The sequence below is a fragment of the Methylobacterium sp. 275MFSha3.1 genome, from assembly GCF_900108435.1.
Taxonomy (GTDB): domain Bacteria; phylum Pseudomonadota; class Alphaproteobacteria; order Rhizobiales; family Beijerinckiaceae; genus Methylobacterium.
The window spans coordinates 42,472-59,281 of the sequence record NZ_FNWP01000015.1 but is presented as its reverse complement, the minus strand read 5'-3'; the positions used below and the strand labels follow the sequence as shown (position 1 = coordinate 59,281).

General features: G+C 72.2%; 14 protein-coding genes. 8 read left to right on the top strand and 6 right to left on the bottom strand.

Features of this window, described 5'->3' with window-relative positions; all coding sequences use genetic code 11:
- Window positions 1–8 precede the first annotated feature (8 nt).
- Window positions 9–2,366: a penicillin acylase family protein gene (locus BLW78_RS18500; RefSeq protein WP_091681277.1), complete on the bottom strand. Its 2,358-nt coding sequence runs from the start codon at window positions 2,364–2,366 to the stop codon at window positions 9–11.
- A complete protein-coding gene (locus BLW78_RS18495) occupies window positions 2,363–3,907 on the bottom strand; it encodes an acetolactate synthase large subunit (RefSeq protein WP_170855186.1) in 1,545 nt (514 codons plus the stop codon). Before BLW78_RS18495 ends, BLW78_RS18500 begins: the two co-directional genes overlap by 4 nt.
- Before the next feature lie 209 nt (window positions 3,908–4,116).
- On the opposite strand from BLW78_RS18495, the gene BLW78_RS18490 reads away from it, so the two are divergent.
- Window positions 4,117–5,718 (top strand): ABC transporter substrate-binding protein, encoded by a 1,602-nt coding sequence (locus tag BLW78_RS18490; RefSeq protein WP_091681273.1) that lies wholly within the window; start codon window positions 4,117–4,119, stop codon window positions 5,716–5,718.
- A 4-nt stretch (window positions 5,719–5,722) separates the two neighbouring features.
- Window positions 5,723–7,114 carry an amidase gene (locus tag BLW78_RS18485; RefSeq protein ID WP_091681272.1) on the top strand — a complete coding sequence of 464 codons (1,392 nt, stop codon included), beginning with the start codon at window positions 5,723–5,725 and terminating at the stop codon, window positions 7,112–7,114.
- Between the two features lie 111 nt (window positions 7,115–7,225).
- On the opposite strand, the gene BLW78_RS18480 is transcribed toward BLW78_RS18485, so the two are convergent.
- Together BLW78_RS18480 and BLW78_RS18475 are read right to left on the bottom strand one after the other, a co-directional pair.
- Window positions 7,226–7,513 (bottom strand): hypothetical protein, encoded by a 288-nt coding sequence (locus BLW78_RS18480; RefSeq protein WP_244526978.1) that lies wholly within the window; start codon window positions 7,511–7,513, stop codon window positions 7,226–7,228.
- 165 nt (window positions 7,514–7,678) lie between these two features.
- Window positions 7,679–8,383 (bottom strand): sigma-70 family RNA polymerase sigma factor, encoded by a 705-nt coding sequence (locus BLW78_RS18475; protein WP_091681268.1) that lies wholly within the window; start codon window positions 8,381–8,383, stop codon window positions 7,679–7,681.
- A gap of 202 nt (window positions 8,384–8,585) precedes the next feature.
- Between BLW78_RS18475 and nthA the strand changes: the two genes are divergently transcribed.
- From nthA to BLW78_RS18460, 3 genes are read left to right on the top strand one after another with little or no spacing between them, the layout of a single operon-like run.
- Complete coding sequence (gene nthA / locus BLW78_RS18470) at window positions 8,586–9,257, top strand: nitrile hydratase subunit alpha (protein WP_091681267.1); 672 nt, start codon at window positions 8,586–8,588, stop codon at window positions 9,255–9,257.
- Window positions 9,254–9,913, top strand: a complete 660-nt coding sequence (nthB, locus tag BLW78_RS18465) for a nitrile hydratase subunit beta (protein ID WP_091681265.1) — start codon at window positions 9,254–9,256, stop codon at window positions 9,911–9,913. The genes nthA and nthB overlap by 4 nt, the downstream gene beginning before the upstream one ends.
- Window positions 9,910–10,233 carry a nitrile hydratase accessory protein gene (locus BLW78_RS18460; protein ID WP_056525624.1) on the top strand — a complete coding sequence of 108 codons (324 nt, stop codon included), beginning with the start codon at window positions 9,910–9,912 and terminating at the stop codon, window positions 10,231–10,233. Before nthB ends, BLW78_RS18460 begins: the two co-directional genes overlap by 4 nt.
- On the opposite strand, the gene BLW78_RS18455 is transcribed toward BLW78_RS18460, so the two are convergent.
- Both BLW78_RS18455 and BLW78_RS18450 read right to left on the bottom strand, forming a co-directional pair.
- On the bottom strand, window positions 10,221–11,096 hold the full coding sequence (locus BLW78_RS18455) for an MBL fold metallo-hydrolase (protein ID WP_091681264.1): 876 nt from the start codon (window positions 11,094–11,096) through the stop codon (window positions 10,221–10,223). The two genes, BLW78_RS18460 and BLW78_RS18455, sit on opposite strands and share 13 nt — an antisense overlap.
- Window positions 11,097–11,286: 190 nt before the next feature.
- Window positions 11,287–12,297 carry an SDR family oxidoreductase gene (locus BLW78_RS18450; RefSeq protein WP_091681262.1) on the bottom strand — a complete coding sequence of 337 codons (1,011 nt, stop codon included), beginning with the start codon at window positions 12,295–12,297 and terminating at the stop codon, window positions 11,287–11,289.
- A gap of 190 nt (window positions 12,298–12,487) precedes the next feature.
- Here BLW78_RS18450 and BLW78_RS18445 point away from each other — a divergent pair, with 190 nt between their 5' ends.
- From BLW78_RS18445 to BLW78_RS18435, 3 genes are all read left to right on the top strand, one after another.
- Window positions 12,488–12,757: a hypothetical protein gene (locus tag BLW78_RS18445; RefSeq protein WP_020093716.1), complete on the top strand. Its 270-nt coding sequence runs from the start codon at window positions 12,488–12,490 to the stop codon at window positions 12,755–12,757.
- A gap of 154 nt (window positions 12,758–12,911) precedes the next feature.
- Window positions 12,912–16,325, top strand: a complete 3,414-nt coding sequence (locus tag BLW78_RS18440; protein ID WP_091681261.1) for an acyl-[ACP]--phospholipid O-acyltransferase — start codon at window positions 12,912–12,914, stop codon at window positions 16,323–16,325.
- Window positions 16,326–16,479: 154 nt separating this feature from the next.
- Window positions 16,480–16,695, top strand: coding sequence for a hypothetical protein (locus tag BLW78_RS18435; protein ID WP_020093718.1), 216 nt, complete (start codon window positions 16,480–16,482; stop codon window positions 16,693–16,695).
- Window positions 16,696–16,810 lie beyond the last annotated feature (115 nt).

The window sequence follows — 16,810 nt, the reverse complement described above, 5'->3', positions numbered from 1 at the left end:
CCGCCGGGTCAGGCGGGGCTCGGGGTGAGCGTGATGACCGTCTCGGTCGCCGCGTCCACGGCCGCGCGGCCGTAGAGCATCGGCACGTAGTCCTGGCGCCCCCAGACCGGGGCCAGGTCGGCGTAGTGCGGACTGCCCGGGTCCCCCGACTGGCCCGGCACGTTGATGAAGACCGAGCAGTCCCAGTCGCCCACGTCCACGACCATGCGGAACGAGGCGCCGTGGGTGAGCCGGAACGTGTCGGTCCGGTACTCCGCGTGCATGACCGATGCCGCGGCGCCGCCCACGGGCAGCGGGCCAACGTCCCAGCCGGATCCGGGCGCCAGGGCCGTCAGCGGGTGCGCGAACAGCGCGTGGTGCAGGCGGCCCCAGGACCAGCCCGCGGCATCGGTGCCCATCCGCTCCCGGCAGGTGCGAAGGCCGGCGCCGAGGGCGTCGGTGAGCAGGGACGCGCGGGTCGCCGGGTCGAGACCGGTCTCCAGCCGCTCGATCAGGCTCTGCGTGTCGCCGGGCGGGAGGAGGCGGCGCGTCCCGGCATCGGGCACGAGCGCCGCGACCAGGGCCGGGCGGAGGTGCCGCACCCAGACCACCTCGATGAGGGCGGCCGCCGCGGAGCCGTGGTGCAGCGCGCCGTCGAACGCGGCCAGCAGGGCCTGGGCCGCGGCGGCGTCGGGATCGTCCGCCGCCGGCAGGGCGCGCATCAGGTCGGCCAGCCGCCGGGCCGGCTCGGAGACCACGTCGCCCTGGAGCGCCCGCGAATCCGCGAGGCTGTGCCGGTCCTGCCCGCCGAGGACCGCCCGGATGCGGCGGGCGCGCCAGGGCTCGGCCCACTCGAACCCGACCCTCCGGTCCTCCGCGGGATAGTCCGGCGGCAGGTTCATCTCGTTGGCGGTGGCGAGCCAGCCCGCTTCCGGATCGACGCTCCGGGGCAGGGCGGCGGGATCGTGGAAGCCGGCCCAGTCGTAGCGGCCGTCGCCCGGCGCCGGCAGCAACCCGTCGTGGCCGGGCCGCACCGGCGCCTTGCCGGCCATGAACCACGCGATCCGCCCCGACGCGTCGGCGTAGAGCTGGTTCACCGAGGGCGCCGACCAGTGGCGCAGGGCCTCGCCGAAGCCCTCGGGCGTCGTGGCGCCGAGATAGGCGAGGCTGCCGAGATAGGCGGCAGCGCCGGGCTCCGACCAGACGGTCCGCAGCGCGAAGGCGCGGCCCCTCTCCTCGCGGAGGACCGGCCCGTGCCGGGTGAAGCCGAGGATCACGGTCTCGTCCGGGCCGCCGCGTACCGGGATCCGCTCGGCGACGCGCGCGATCGGGGCCCAGCCGTCGCCGGAGCGGTAGCGGTCGGGATCGGCCGGGTCGGTCTCGCAGACGAACAGGTCCTCCTGATCGATCGGCGCGATCGTGAGGCTGAAGGCGGCGCGGCCGTTATGGCCGATGGAGATGCCGGGCAGGGCCGGCTCGCCGGCCCCGATCACGTCGAGCCCCGGCGCGGTCAGGTGAACGGCGTAGCGCAGCGAGGGCTGCAGGTAGACCCGGTGCGGGTCGCTCGCCAGGATCGGCCGGCCGGTGGCGGTGCGGGTTGGCCCGACCACCCAGTTGTTCGAACCCTCGGCCGGCTCCTTCGGCGCGCCGCGGGGGCCGCGGGTGACGGTCCCGTGCGCGTCGACCTTCGACCAGTCCCAGGCCTCCGCGCGGGACGCCGCCATCCGCTCCGGGCTGAACCCCACCGTCGCCGTGGCCAGCCGGAAGGCGTCGAGGAGGTCGTCGGGCCAGTCGGCGGCGTCGAGCCCGTCCGGGATGACCGGCTGGTGGGGCGGGCTGATCCGCTTGCGCAGGTCGTCGACGGCCAGCCCGTCCGCCGGGCTCCGAGCCCGGGCGAGCACCCGCGCGCGGGCGACCTCGGAGAGGACATTGCGGATCAGCGCGTGGCTGCGGATGCGCACCACGTCCTCCGGCTGCCACAGCGCCGGGCGCGTGTCCGTCACGGCGAACTCCGGCGGGCGCAGGTTGGGCCGCGCCTCGGTGAGGGCGACGTAGGCGTTGATCCCCGCTACGAAGGCGGTGACGATCGCCCGCGTGTCCTGCGGCCCGTAGGCCGCCCACTCGGCCGCCATGTCGCCGCGGTAAAGGAACAGCCGGGCGGCCCGGTCCTGGGCGAGGTAGCCGGGTCCGAAATCCGCCGCCAGCAGGCCGAGGCCGCGCTTGCGCCAGAGGTCGAGCTGCCAGAGCCGGTCCCGGGCGGCGTTGAACCCCTGCGCGCGGAACGCGTCGAGCGCGGTGCCGGCGCGGATATGCGCCAGCCCCCAGCGGTCGACGCGGATCTCCGCCGGCCCGTCGAGGCCGGGGAGGGCGTAGGCCGTCCCGCTCACAGAGCCACTTCGATGAGGTGCGGCCCCTTGCTGGCGAGCGCGTGCTGGAACGCCTCGATGAAGTCCGGCAGGGTCTCGACCCGCCGCCCCGCGACGCCGAAGCCGCGGGCGAGGCTCACCCAGTCGATGGCCGGATCGTCGAGGCTGAGCATGCCCAGCGCCTTCGGACCGGGATTGAGCGCGCCGACATTGGTGAGTTCCGCCCGCAGGATCGCGTAGGAGCGGTTCGACCAGACGAGCGTCACCACGTCGAGGTGCTCGCGGGCCTGGGTCCAGAGCGCCTGCACCGTGTAGAGCCCGCTGCCGTCGGCCTGCAGGTTGATGACCTTGCGGTCGGGGCAGGCCACCGCGGCGCCGGTCGCCATCGGGATGCCGAGGCCGATCGAGCCGCCGCTGAGCTGCAGCCAGGTGTGGGGCGCGGCGTCCTGGGTCAGGGCGAAGAAGTTGCGGCCCGTGGTGATCGACTCGTCGCAGATCACCGCACCTTCCGGGATCAGCGCGCCGAGCACCTGTCCGATCGTGTCCTGGTCGAGGGGACCGGAGGTCGGGAGCTTCGGGCGCGGCCCGACGGCGACCGGCTCGGCCGGCGGGGCCGCGACGGCCTCGGCGAGCCGCTCGAGGGCGTCGATCTGGTCCTCCTCGGGTGTGGCCAGCGTGATCGTGGTGCTGCCCTCCGGCGCCAGGAGGCTCGGCTTGCCCGGGTAGGCGAAGAAGCCCACCGGCGGGGTCGCGCCGATCAGGATGATGTGGCGGAAGCCCTTCAGGGCGTCGATGCCCTGGTCGATCGGGTAGGGGAGGCGCTCGATCAACACGGTGCCGGCGCCGCGATCGATCCGGGCGTTGGAGGTCATCGCCATCAGCCGGGCGCCGGTCTTGCGGGCGATCCGATCGGCGATGACCCGGCCCTCGCCCCGCACGGCCCGGTCGCCGAGATGCAGGAGCACCGGCTCGCCGCTCTGGAGGGCCTTCACGGCCGCCGCGATTGCGTCGTCGCCGGCCCGCGCCCGCTCGGGGATCGGCGGCACCGGCGCGGGGCCGGCGCCGGGATCCCAGGCGGTGTTGGCCGGCAGGATCAGGGTCGCGACCTGTCCCGGGGCGGTCCGGGCGGCCGCGATGGCGGCGGCGCCGTCGGAGCCGATCTCGGTCGCGCTCATGCCCGTCCGCACCCAGGAGGACATCGGGTGGGCCAGCCCCTCAATGTCCGAGGTGAGCGGCGCGTTGTACTCGCGGTGGTAGGTGGCGTGCTCACCGACGATGTTGACGACGGGGGTGCGCGCCTTCTTGGCGTTGTGGAGGTTGGCCAGCCCGTTGGCGAGGCCGGGCCCGAGATGGAGCAGGGTCGAGGCCGGCTTGTCGGCCATGCGGGCGTACCCGTCGGCGGCGCCGGTCGCCCCGCCCTCGAACAGGAACAGGACGCAGCGCATGCCCTCGACCCGGTCGAGGGCGGCGACGAAGTGCATCTCGGAGGTGCCGGGATTGGTGAAGCAGACCTCGACCCCGCCCTCCACGAGGGTCCGGACCAAGCTCTCGGCCCCGTTCATGGCGCGCGGCGTCTCGTCGGTCACGGGCGTCTCCTTCGGGGGCCGGCCGTCCGGGCTGGCGACTCGCATTTTTTATTATCGTGGCGCAGCGGGCGCCACGCGCAAGGGGCGACGTCCGGCATCTTCTGTTCGCCGGACGCAGGGCCTAAGCCTGAGCGTGGCGCGGGAATTGCGCCCGGCGCGCCGCAACTTCGACGATTGGGATCCGGATGACATTTCGCCGCCTGATTGCCGCCGCCCTGGCGGGTACCGTGGCCCTGACGGGATCGGCCAGCGCCGAGAGCGTCCTGCGCATCGCCATGACGGCGAGCGACATCCCCACCACGACGGGCATGCCCAACAACGGTTTCGAGGGGATGCGCTTCCTCGGCTACCCGATCTTCGAGGGGCTGGTGCAGTGGGACCTCAAGAGCACCACCAAGCTCGCCGGCATCGTCCCGGCGCTGGCCGAGCGCTGGGAGCAGGACCCGAACGACAAGGCGGTCTGGACCTTCCACCTGCGCCAGGGCGTGAAGTTCCACGACGGGACGCCGTTCAACGCCGACGCGGTGATCTGGAACCTCGACCGCTACTTCAAGAACGACAGCCCGCAATTCGAGCCGCAGGGCGCGGGCATCTCCCGGGCGCGGGCGCCGCTGGTCGGGAGCTACAGGAAGATCGACGAGTCGACCGTGCAGATCACCACCACCCAGGTCGCCTCGTACTTCCCCTACATGGTGGTCTACCTGCTCTTCACCTCGCCCGCCTCCTTCGAGAAGGCCGGGCGCGACTGGAGCAAGGTCGCGGCCCTGCCGGCGGCCGGCACCGGCCCGTTCAGGATCACCCGCGTCGCCCCGCGGGAGGCGGTCGATCTCGCCAAGTTCGACGGCTACTGGGACCCGAACCGGATGGCCAAGGTCGACAAGGTCCGGCTGCTGCCGATCCCGGAGGCGAATGCCCGCGTCGCCGCCCTGCGGGCCGGCCAGGTCGACTGGATCGAGGTGCCGGCGCCCGACGCGATCCCGTCGATGAAGCAGGCGGGCTTCACCATCACCACGGGCTCGTACCCGCATGTCTGGCCGTACATCTACAATATCGGTGCGAAGGACAGCCCGCTGAAGGACGTCCGCGTCCGGCAGGCGCTGAACTACTGCGTCGACCGCGCCGGCATCGTCGAATTGCTGAACGGCACGGCCGAGCCGGCCTCGGGCTGGCTCAACGACAAGGACCCGAATTTCGGGTCCCCGAAGAATCGCTACACGTTCGATGCCGCCAAGGGAAAGGCGCTGCTCGCCGATGCGGGCTTCACCGATGCCAAGCCCTTGAAGCTTAAGGTGATGATCTCCTCCTCAGGCTCGGGCCAGATGCTGCCCATGCCGATGAACGAGTACCTGCAGGAAAATCTGAAGCAGGCCTGCAACGTCGATCTGAGCTTCAACGTGGTCGAGTGGCAGGTGCTGCTGAATTCCAGCCGGGCGCTGCCGGATGCGCAGAGCCTCCAGGGCGCGATGGCGCTCAACGTCTCCTCGCCCTCCTCGGACGCCGCCGTGATGGCGCGCTATTTCGCGGGGGACCGGTTCCCGCCGGCCGGCTTTAACTTCCCCAACTGGAAGGACGACGCGTTCGACGCGGCCCTCAAGGCGCTCGCCGAGACCACCGACGCCAAGGTGATCGACGCCCAGACCAAGGTCGCCCACGAGCGCCTCGTGGACAATCCGCCCTGGCTGTTCGTCGTCCACGACCTCAATCCCCGCGGGATGTCCAAGAAGGTCCAGGGTTTCGTCTCGCCGCAATCCTGGTTCGTCGACCTCACCCTCGTCAGCGTGCAGTGACCCTATGCCCGACATCGATCCCGTACACGCCTCCGCGGCCGAGCTCGGCCGCGCGATCCAGGCGCGGACCCTCTCGCCGGTCGACGCCGTCGACGCCCTCCTCGGCCGGATCGACCGGCTGGAGCCGAAGCTCCAGGCCTTCACGGAGGTCTTCGCCGCCGATGCCCGCCTCGCCGCCGAGGGGGCCGACCGGGCGATCCGGTCCGGCCACGCCGTGGGGCCGCTCCACGGCGTCCCGGTCGTGCTCAAGGACCTGATCGACCTGGAGGGCCGGATCACCATGGGCGGCTCGGCCGCTCACCGGGCGCGCCGGGCCGCGCGCACCGCGACGATCGCCCGGCGCCTCATCGGCCAGGGCATGATCGTGCTCGGCAAGACCCACACGGTGGAGTTCGCCTACGGCGGCTGGGGCACGAACCAGCATCTCGGCACGCCGTGGAATCCCTGGGACGCCGAGACGCCGCGCACCCCCGGCGGGTCGAGCAGCGGCACCGGCGTGTCGGTGGCGGCCCGGATGGCGCCCTGGGGCATCGGCACCGATACCGGCGGCTCGGTGCGCCTGCCGGCCTCCTTCTGCGGGCTGACGGGCCTCAAGGTGACGGTCGGGCGCGTCTCGACCTGGGGGATCGTGCCCCTCTCGATGACCCTCGACACGCCCGGACCGCTGGCCCGCACCGTGGAGGACACGGCGCTGCTCTACGAGGCGATCTCCGGCCCCGATCCCCGCGATCCGACGACCCGCGGGGTCGCACCGGACGCGCCCTGGCCGGCGCTGAACCGCGGGGTCCGCGGCCTGCGCCTCGGCCGGATGCCGGCCTCGGAGCGGGACGGGGTCGCCCCCGACATGCTGGCCGCCTACGACGCGGCCCTCGACCTCCTGGCCCGGCAGGGCGCCGAGATCGTCGACGTCGTCCTGCCGTTCCGGCTCAGCGACTGCGTGGCCATGAGCCAGATCACCAACGCGGAGGCCTACTTCGTCAACGGGGATTTGGCGGAGGATCCGTCCGCCCAGCTCGGCGACGCCGTCCGGGCCCGGATCCTGGCCGGCGCGAACGTCTCGGCCCAGGAGTATCTCGGCACGCTCCACCGCCGGGCCACAATGAAGCAGCAGTACGACGCCGCCCTCGCGGGCATCGACGCCCTCCTGACGCCGACCACGGAGAGCGCGGCCGTCGCGCTCGACGCCGTCGACGAGGCGCACCTCCCGTCGCGCTTCACCCGTTTCGGCAACCTGCTCGATCTCTGTGCCCTGGCGCTGCCGAACGGCTTCACCGCGTCCGGGCTGCCGCTCTCGCTGCAGATCGTCTGCCGCGGCTACGAGGAGACGACGGCGCTGCGGATCGGACAGGCCTACCAGCGCGCGACCGACTGGCACCTGCGCCGGCCGCCGGTGTGAGACCCGCGGAGTCTCGGCGCCTCCGGCGTTCGGCAGCGGACCTGCCGACGCCCCCATCCTGCGGGAGACCGCGGGCGATCCGGAGACGCGGAGACGGGATCCACGGCCCCGTCACGCCCGCCAGAAGGTCAACAGCCACCAGACGCCCGTCAGAATGAACCAGAGGAATCTCAAGCCTCTGATGAGTTCATTGATCCCGAGGTACTCCATGAGGAAGCCGCCCAGGCAGGCCACATAGATGAAGGCGATGACCGTGGCCGTGGCCGGCGTGAGGATCCCGAATCCCCAGACCGCGGCGACGACGGCGAGGCCGAACGCGCACAGGCCGAAGGCGAGAAGGACGGGATGCGCCGCGCACCACTGCGCCACCCTGTCGTTGTCTGCGGACACGTGCTGCATGTGCGCCCCCGAATCGATGACTGACATCGACCATAAGGGCCGCGGCGTCCGGTTCTCGTGACGACGCGCACAGGATCGGCGCGGGCCCGGCGGCGGATCCACATCCTGCGTGCGGCGGTGCTGGAGCGCGGCCGTGTCAGGCTGCGCCGTTCGGGGACGGATCGATCACGCGGCCGGAACCTGCCCGGCTACGACGACGCCGAGCGTGTCGAGGAGCGACGACCGGGCACGGCTGACCCGGCTCTTCACGGTGCCGACCTGGCAGCCGAGCATGACCGCGGCCTCCTCGTAAGTGTGGCCCTCGGCACCCACCAGCAGCAGCGCCTGGCGCTGCGCGGAGGGCAGGTCTCCGAGACGCTCCCAAACGACCTTGAGGGTGCTGGCATCCTCCTGGTCGGACGGGCTGGTCATCTGCCCGGCATGCGTCCCGTCCACGTCCTCCACCTCCCGCCGCGTCTTGCGCAGGTCGGTGTAGAACTGGTTGCGCAGGATCGTGAACAGCCACGCGGTGAAGTTGGTGCCGGGCCGGAACCGCTGCTGGTTGGCCCAGGCCTTCACGAAGGTCTCCTGCACCAGGTCGTCGGCGCGGCTCACGTCGCCCACGAGCGACAGGGCGAAGGTGCGCAGGGCCGGCAGGGCCTTGATGATGTCGCCGCGGAAGTCGAAGGGGACCGTCTCGCCGTGCGCCGTGACCGCCGCGTCGAAGCGGGACACCAGGGCCGCGAGCTGCGCCGGCAGGGGCTCCAGCTCCACGACCTTGAAATACTCCCGGATCGGCAGGGCGAGGTGCTGGCCGATGGAAGCGGCGTAGCCGGCCCCGTCCCGGGTGCCCGCGCCTCCGTCTGGCCGGTCCGCAGCGTCCTCAGTCATGAACGGTTCCGCCTCCAACGCTGGTATACTGGAATAGCTCTAACGTCGGTAGCGGTGGAATCCTGAACCGATGCCAAACGCTCCCAATTGTGACAGGGAATTTAAGCATGGTGACCGGGGTGACAACGGCGGCCGGATCCGGCCCCCCGGGCTGGCAGCGGCGGGCCGGTCGATGCAAAGTGCGCAGCGTCAGGAGAGCGGGATGACCCACGATCACGCGCAGCACGCGCATGGCCACGACGATCACCACCACGATCATCACCACGGCAGCGACCTGTCGCCGGTCGAGGCCCGGGTGCGCGCCCTGGAATCGCTGCTCACCGAGAAGGGCTACGTCGACCCGGCGGCCCTCGATGCCCTGGTCGAGCTCTACGAGACCAAGGTCGGCCCCCACGCGGGGGCCCGGGTCGTGGCCCGGGCCTGGACAGATCCCGCCTTCCGGGCGCGGCTCCTGGCCGACGCCACGCCGGCCATCGCCGAGTTGGATATCGGCGGCCGCGGCGGCGAGCACATGGTGGTGGTCGAGAATACGCCGGAGATCCACAACCTCGTCGTCTGCACCCTGTGCTCCTGCTACCCGTGGCCGGTGCTCGGCCTGCCCCCGGTCTGGTACAAGGCGCCGCCCTACCGGGCGCGGGCGGTGATCGACCCGCGCGGCGTGCTCGCCGAGTTCGGGGTGACGCTGCCGGAAACCACCCGCATCACCGTCTGGGACTCGACGGCCGAGACCCGCTACATGGTCCTGCCGATGCGCCCGGCCGAGACCGAGGGCTTCTCCGAGGAGGCCCTGGCCGCCCTCGTCACCCGCGATTCCATGATCGGTACGGGCCTGCCCAGGGCGATCCCGGTCGCGCCCGCGGAGATGCCGGTATGAACGGAGCCCAGGATCTCGGCGGGGCGCACGGCTTCGGGCCGGTGGTGCCGGAGCCGGACGAGCCAGTCTTCCACGCCGCGTGGGAGCGCCGCGTCTTCGCGCTGGCCATGGCCATGGGCTACACGGGCGCCTGGAACCTCGACGGCAGCCGGGCCAACCGCGAATCCCTGCCGCCGGCGGAATATCTCGCGTCGAGCTACTACGAGATCTGGCTCAGGGCGCTGGAGAAGCAGGTCGTCGGCACCGGGCTGGTGACGCCGGCCGAACTGGCGAGCGGGCGATCCGCGGAGAAGGCCAAGCCCGTCGCGCGGGTCCTGGCCCGCGAGGGCCTGGAGCAGCGCTTCCGGGCCGGCTTCCCGAGCAGCCGCGCCGCCGATGCCCCGGCGCGCTTCGCGGTCGGCGACGCCGTCCTGGCGCGCAACAGCCACCCGACCGGCCACACGCGGCTGCCCCGCTACGTGCGCGGCAAGCGCGGCCGGATCGTGCGCGTCGACGGGGTCTACGTCTTCCCCGACACCAACGCCTACGGGTCGGGTGAGAACCCGACCTGGCTCTACACGGTCGCCTTCACCGCGCAGGAGCTGTGGGGCGAGAGCGGCGACCCGGGCGGAGTCGTCACGGTGGCGGCCTTCGAACCGTACCTGGACCCCTCGTGACCGCGCCGTCGCCCAGCCCCTTCGCGGCGCCCTGGGAGGCGCAGGTCTTCGCCCTGGTGGTCTCCCTGCGCGAATCCGGGCTGTTCACGTGGTCGGAATGGGCGGACCGCCTCGGCCGCCAGATCCGCCCCACCGAGGCCCCCGAGCAGGCGGCCGATTACGGCGCGTGGCTCGCGACGCTGGAAGCGCTCCTGGCCGAGCGGGGCGTGGCGGGGCCCGAGAGCGTCGCGGCGCGGACCGAGGCCTTCCTGCGGGCCGCGGAGGCCACGCCCCACGGCCAGCCGATCCGCCTGGAGAACGACCCGCTCTACCGGCCCTGAGCCCGCAGGCTGTCGAGCGGCACCGGCGCGGCGTGCGATCGGCCGCTCATCAGCTGGTCGAGCAGGGCCAGAACCTCGGCCCGCCCGCAATTGCGGGCGGGCTCGAACGGCGTCCAGGTCTGGGTGAAGTCGAGGCGCTCGAACACGTCGCGGTAGCGGCGCAGCTCGCTCGGCGTGAGCGGCACCCCGCGCACGAAGGCCTTGTGGGCCGAGATCGTGGTGGCGCGTCGGAAATCCGCCGGGTCGAGCTCGAACTTCAGGGCGTCGCCGCAGAAGCAGATCTTCCGCCCGCGGTCGTACAGGATCGCGTGGCCATCGAAATGGCCGGCGGTGCGGTGCAGCTCCAGCCCCGGCAACGGCTCGAGGAAATCGTCGTAGGGCCAGCTCACCTGCAGCGCCGCGCTCCACGTGAAGTCGGCCGCCGGCAGGCAGAGTTCCGGGTCGAACCGGTCCTGGAGCTGCGTCAGCGCCCCGTAGGAATGCGGGTGCGAGGCCGAGAGCACAGCCATCCCGCCGAGCCGCTCGATCTGGTCGAGGGCGGCCTCGCTGAAGACCGGGCAGCCCTCGAAGCCCATGTTCCCGTGCTCGGTCTGGATTAGGTAGGCGGACGGCCCGATGCCGGAGACCGGCTCGTTCCAGAAGCGCCAGACGCCCGGCTCGAGCTCCTGCCAGTGGCAGGGAAAGGCGTCCTGCGCCTCGCGGGCGGTGCGGAAGCGCCAGCCGTCCTGCGGCACGACGTGGCGGGCGTCGAGGCACATCGGGCAGGCGGCCGGCGTCTCGAAGTGCCGCTGCCAGAACCCGCAATTGTCGCAGGTGTAGGCGGGCAGCTTCAGGGCGCCCGCGAAGGGCAGATAGCCGGGCATCGTCTGGGACCTTCCTCGGGGGCGGTGCGTGCGATACGGCCCTAGTTGAACTCGCCGTCCCCGTCATCGCGAGCGCAGCGAAGCGACCCAGGGCAGAGGGCGTTCTCCGGGCAGGGCGTCACCGTGGATTGCTTCGCTCCGCTCGCAATGACGGTGGCAGGCCTGTCGACGGGATCGGGCTCGGCAGCCGTCAGGTCCGCCCGGGCAGGCGGCGCGCCGACCGGGCGGCGTGGACGGTGCCGGCGAGGCCGACGAGGGCCAAGCCGAGGAGGCCGCCGACCACGACGTCGCGGGTGCGGCTCGTGACGAACTCGGCGCGGCTCGCCTTGGTCCGACCGGAGAAGCGCCCGTCGATCCCGGCCGGGCCGGGCACGGGGGCCTCGAGATTGCCCGCCATCTCGGGGATGGTCTCTTCGGAGAGCTGGGCCGACCACATGGAGGCGGCCTTGCGGTCGGCGAGCGCCGGCGCCAGCGCCTGGGCGGCCGCCATCATCACCGAGGACCGGCCGACCCAGACCTCCCGGCGCGGGTGCTCGACCGCGTACAGGATCGCGTCGGCGCAGAGCCGCGGGTCGAAGACCGGGTCCGGCGCGTACTGGCGGTGGCCGGTGCGGTTGCGCGCCCAGTTGAACTGCGGCGTGTTGACCGCCGGCAGGTAGATCACGCTGAGGCTGACATTGACCCGGTCGTGCAGCAGCTCGCAGCGCAGGGCGTCGGTGAAGCCCGAGACCGCGAACTTGGCCGCGCAGTAGGGCGCCTGCAGGGGCGCCGCCCGTATCGCGAGGCCCGACGAGACCTGGATGATCGCGCCGCGGTCGCGCCGCTTCATGCGGCGCAGGGCGGCGAGCGTCCCGTAGACCTGGCTGAGATAGGTGGTCTCGGTCACCCGCCGGTACTCGTCCGGGGTGATTCGGTCGGCCGGGTTCACCACCGTCGACATGGCATTGTTCACCCACGCGCGGATCGGGCCGAGCTCGCGCTCGACCCGCTCGGCGGCCGCGTCCACGGCCTCCGGGTCGGCGACGTCCGCGCCGATCGCCAGCACCGGCTGGCCGTAGGCGGCGAGCGCCCGCTCGGCCGCGGAGAGACGGCCGGGATCCCGCGCGATCACCGCGACCGACCAGCCGCGCGCGGCGAATTCATGCGCGGTGGCGAGCCCGATTCCGGCCGTGCCCCCCGTAACGACCGCAACCCGTGCCATACCGACCTCATCCGCGACAGACCGAACCGGCAACACGGTGCGGCGCGCTCGGTTGCGCCGCCCGATTGGGCCGGAACGTCACGGGGATACCGATCGCGACGCCGATTTCGCGGACCGGGACGCAACGTCCGACCGCGGCCGCTGTTGACTGCCTGTACCGCGTCATGCCGAACCATCGAGGGTCGCAGCCATGCGCACTGGACGACGCTTCTCCCTCTTCTCGCTCCCGATCGATCCCTGGCCGCAGGCGTCCCTGGCCGAGCGGACCGCCGTCGGGATGGTCCTGACCGGCCTGCTGCTCGTGCCGGCCTGCGCGGTCGGGGCCGCGCTCCTCGTGTTCACGACGCTCGCGGCCCACGTGTACTGGTCCTACGATCTCGGCGCCTCCCTCCACGCGTTCATCGCCCGGCATGCCGGGGCCGCCGTCGCGCGGCGCGGCCGGCTCGTCCACAAGGCTTGACGCGCGGGAGCGGATCGACGGCCGGGCGGCGTTGAGCCGTGCCGGTCCACACGGCCCGGCCGCGCGGCCCCCGCGATCCCTGTGCGTTCGCCTCGGTCCGATTTGACCTGACGGTCTCTCGTGGGCCAGTCAGGTTCGGAACCGAGAGATCGCCATGTTCCGTACCCTGATGTCTGCGCGGCGCTTCGCGCCGCTGTTCTGGTGCCAGTTCTTCTCGGCGTTCAACGACAATTTCCTGAAGAACGCGCTCGCCTTCCTGATCCTGTTCGGGATCGGCGGCCAGGCGGACGCCCATGCCGGCGTCCTCGTGACACTCGCGAGCGCCGTGTTCATCGGGCCGTTCTTCATCCTGTCGGGTCTCGGCGGCCAGTGGGCCGACCGCTACGACAAGGCGCTGATGGCGCGGCGGCTCAAGTTCGCCGAGATCTTCGCGGCCGGCACCGCCGTGCTCGGCTTCCTCCTGCACTCGATCCCGGTTCTGTTCGTGGCGCTCGGCCTGTTCGGGACGATCGCGGCGCTGTTCGGCCCGATCAAGTACGGGATCCTGCCGGACCATCTCCGGCGCGAGGAGCTGCCCGCCGGCAACGCCCTCGTGGAGGCGGCGACCTTCCTGGCGATCCTGCTCGGCACGATCGCGGCCGGCGCGGCCTCGGCGATGGGCGGCTCGGGACTCGTGTTCGGCGTCCTGGTGATGGGCTTCGCCGTCCTGTGCTGGCTCTCGGCCCGGATGATCCCGGCGACCGGCGAGGGCGCCCCGGACCTGCGCGTCGACCCGAACGTCGCCCGCTCGACCTACGCGCTGCTGCGCGACCTCTGGGCCGACACGCGGCTGTGGCGCGGCTCGCTCACGGTGAGCTGGTTCTGGCTGGTCGGCGTGGTGGTGCTGTCGCTGCTGCCGGTGCTGGTGCGCGGCGCCTTCAACGGCACCGAGACGGTGATCACGCTGCTGCTGGCGCTGTTCTCGATCGGCATCGCGGTCGGCTCCGGCCTCGCCTCGTGGCTCGCCAGCGGACGGATCGTGCTGCTGCCGACGCCGGTCGGCGCGGTGCTGATGGGCCTGTTCGGCCTCGACCTCGCGTGGACGATCGGCCACCTGCCGGCCCCGCCCGCCGAGCCGATCGGCCCCCTCGGCTTCCTGCAGACCGGCCACGGCCTGCGCACCGGGATCGACTTCCTCGGGCTGGCGATCTCCGGCGGCCTCTACATCGTCCCGTCCTTCGCGGCCGTGCAGGCCTGGGCCGAGAAGGCGATGCGTGCCCGGATCATCGGCGCGGTCAACGTCATGACGGCGGCCTTCATGGTCGCCGGCACCCTGGCGCTCGCGGCGCTGCAGGGCGCTGGCCTCACGATCGCGAGCCTCCTGGCGGTGGTGGCGGTGCTGAACCTGATCGTCGGCGCGCTCGTGTTCGCGACTTTGCCGACGAGCCCGTTCCGCGACTTCCTGTCGATCCTGTTCCGGGCCTTCTACCGGCTGGAGGTTCGCGGCTTCGACAACCTCGCGGCGGCCGGCCCGAACGCCATCATCGCCCTCAACCACGTCTCGTTCCTCGACGCGCCGCTCGCGCTGTCGCTCCTCGAGCAGGAGCCGGTCTTCGCCATCGACAGCGGGATCGCGCAGCGCTGGTGGGTGCGCCCGTTCCTGCGCATCACCAAGGCGATGCCGCTCGACCCGACCCGGCCGCTCGCCACCCGGACGCTGATCAACGCGGTCAAGAGCGGCGAGACCCTGATCATCTTCCCCGAGGGCCGGCTCACGGTCACCGGCAGCCTGATGAAGGTCTACGACGGCGCCGGGCTGATCGGCGACAAGTCGGGCGCGATGGTCGTCCCGGTGAAGCTCGACGGCCTGGAACGCACCGTCTTCTCGCGGCTGTCGCGCGGGCAGGTGCGCCGCCGCTGGTGGCCCAAGGTGACCGTGACGGTGATGCCGCCGGTGCGGCTGACCGTGGACCCCGCGCTCAAGGGCAAGGCGCGGCGGCAGGCGGCGGGCGCCGCCCTCTACGGGATCATGTCGGACCTCGTGTTCCGCACCGCCGACATCGACCGCGGCCTGATGGCGGCGCTGATCGAGGCGGGCGAGCGCCACGGCTGGGGCCGCAACGCCCTGGAGGATCCGGTCGGCGGCCGCCTCAGCTACAGCCGGCTCGTGATGGGCGCCAATATCCTCGGCCGCAAGCTGATGCCGCTGGCGCCCGTGGGCGGCCGGATCGGCGTCATGCTGCCGAACGCCAACGGCGCCGCGGTGACGCTGTTTGCCCTCGCCTCCGCGGGCCGGGTGCCGGCGATGATCAATTTCTCAGCCGGGCCCGCCAACGTGCTCTCGGCCTGCCGGGCGGCGGAGGTCAGCAAGATCCTGACCTCCCGGGCCTTCATCGAGAAGGGACGGCTGGGCCCGCTCGTCGAGGCGATCCGCGGCTCGGTCGAGTTGATCTACCTGGAGGACGTGCGGGCCGGCATCACGACGGGGGACAAGATCCGCGGCCTCCTAGCGCCGCGCCGCCCCCTGGTGGCGCGCGCCGGTGAGGATCCGGGGGCGGTGCTGTTCACCTCGGGCAGCGAGGGCACGCCGAAGGGCGTGGTGCTCGCCAACCGCTGCATGCTCGCCAACGTGGCGCAGGTGGCGGCCCGGATCGATTTCGGCCCGATGGACAAGGTGTTCAACGTCCTGCCGGTGTTCCACGCCTTCGGGCTCACGGCCGGGCTGGTCCTGCCCCTGGTCTCGGGGGTGCCGGTCTACCTCTACCCGTCGCCGCTGCACTACCGGATCGTGCCGGAGCTGATCTACGGCTCGAACAGCACCGTCCTGTTCGGGACCGACACGTTCCTCACGGGCTACGCCCGGTCGGCCCATTCCTACGACCTGCGCTCCCTGCGCTACGTCGTGGCCGGCGCCGAGGCCGTGAAGGAGACCACCCGGAAGACCTGGGCGGAGAAGTTCGGGCTGCGCATCCTGGAGGGCTACGGCGTCACCGAGTGCGGGCCAGTCGTCGCCCTCAACACGCCGATGTTCAACCGGTTCGGCACAGTCGGGCGGATCCTGCCCGGCATCGAGACCCGCCTCGAGCCGGTGCCGGGAATCGACGAGGGCGGCCGCCTGTCCCTGCGCGGGCCGAACATCATGCTGGGCTACCTGCGCGCCGAGAAGCCCGGCGTGCTGGAGCCGCCGCCGGGCGGCTGGCACGACACCGGCGACATCGTGGCGATAGACCCGATGGGCTTCGTCACCATCAAGGGTCGGGCCAAGCGCTTCGCGAAGATCGCCGGCGAGATGGTGTCGCTCGCCGGGATCGAGTCCCTGGCCGCCGAACTCTGGCCCGACCGCCCGAGCGCCGTCGCGGCGGTGCCGGACGCCCGCAAGGGCGAGCGGCTGATCCTGTTCACGCAGGAGAAGGGCGCGACCCGGGCCGCCTACCAGAGCTTCGCCAAGGGCCGCGGCGCCTCCGACGTCGCGATCCCCGCCGAGGTGGTGGTGCTGGACGCGATCCCGATGCTCGGCACCGGCAAGGTCGACCAAGTGGCCGTCACGAAGCTCGCGCTGGAGCGGGCGAAGGAGAACGCGGCGGCCTGACGGTCGCGGCCGGGCCTCCCGCGTCACCCAAACGGGGGATGCGGTGCTCCCCGGGATCCGCTCGTATCGTGAATACAGCCGTGATTCGAACCGCTTGACGCGTTCGGGGCGCGGGTCTGAGGGGGACTCGGTACGCAACGGCGAGGGACAGATCATGCGGAAGGGCAGGCGAGTTCCGGCTTGGCTGGCGAGGCGGACCTACTTCAAGCGGATCGAGCGCTGGGCGAAGCCCGGCAAGGCGCGCAAGGCGGCGCAGCCCCCTGAGACACCGGCAGCCGCGATGCCCTCCAACGTCGTGCCGTTCCCGATCCGGATGAATCGGCCGGATCGACCCGCCTTCGAGGACCTGCGAGGCGTCGGCACGGCCTAGAGGCCGGCTCCGCCGGGGGCTTGCCGGGCGCGCGGGAACACGGGATCCTGCGCCGTCGGAGCCGAGACCGGGAGGATGCGTGCCGCACGACGGGTCGGATCCGCGCGCGTCGGCG

Excerpts from the sequence above, each read along its gene's own strand:
- BLW78_RS18495 (WP_170855186.1), bottom strand. The coding sequence starts at position 3,907 with ATGAACGGGGCCGAGAGCTTGGTCCGGACCCTCGTGGAGGGCGGGGTC.
- BLW78_RS18490 (WP_091681273.1), top strand. The coding sequence starts at position 4,117 with ATGACATTTCGCCGCCTGATTGCCGCCGCCCTGGCGGGTACCGTGGCC.
- BLW78_RS18485 (WP_091681272.1), top strand. The coding sequence starts at position 5,723 with ATGCCCGACATCGATCCCGTACACGCCTCCGCGGCCGAGCTCGGCCGC.
- BLW78_RS18480 (WP_244526978.1), bottom strand. The coding sequence starts at position 7,513 with ATGCAGCACGTGTCCGCAGACAACGACAGGGTGGCGCAGTGGTGCGCG.
- BLW78_RS18475 (WP_091681268.1), bottom strand. The coding sequence starts at position 8,383 with ATGACTGAGGACGCTGCGGACCGGCCAGACGGAGGCGCGGGCACCCGG.
- nthA (WP_091681267.1), top strand. The coding sequence starts at position 8,586 with ATGACCCACGATCACGCGCAGCACGCGCATGGCCACGACGATCACCAC.
- nthB (WP_091681265.1), top strand. The coding sequence starts at position 9,254 with ATGAACGGAGCCCAGGATCTCGGCGGGGCGCACGGCTTCGGGCCGGTG.
- BLW78_RS18455 (WP_091681264.1), bottom strand. The coding sequence starts at position 11,096 with ATGCCCGGCTATCTGCCCTTCGCGGGCGCCCTGAAGCTGCCCGCCTAC.
- BLW78_RS18450 (WP_091681262.1), bottom strand. The coding sequence starts at position 12,297 with ATGGCACGGGTTGCGGTCGTTACGGGGGGCACGGCCGGAATCGGGCTC.
- BLW78_RS18445 (WP_020093716.1), top strand. The coding sequence starts at position 12,488 with ATGCGCACTGGACGACGCTTCTCCCTCTTCTCGCTCCCGATCGATCCC.
- BLW78_RS18440 (WP_091681261.1), top strand. The coding sequence starts at position 12,912 with ATGTTCCGTACCCTGATGTCTGCGCGGCGCTTCGCGCCGCTGTTCTGG.
- BLW78_RS18435 (WP_020093718.1), top strand. The coding sequence starts at position 16,480 with ATGCGGAAGGGCAGGCGAGTTCCGGCTTGGCTGGCGAGGCGGACCTAC.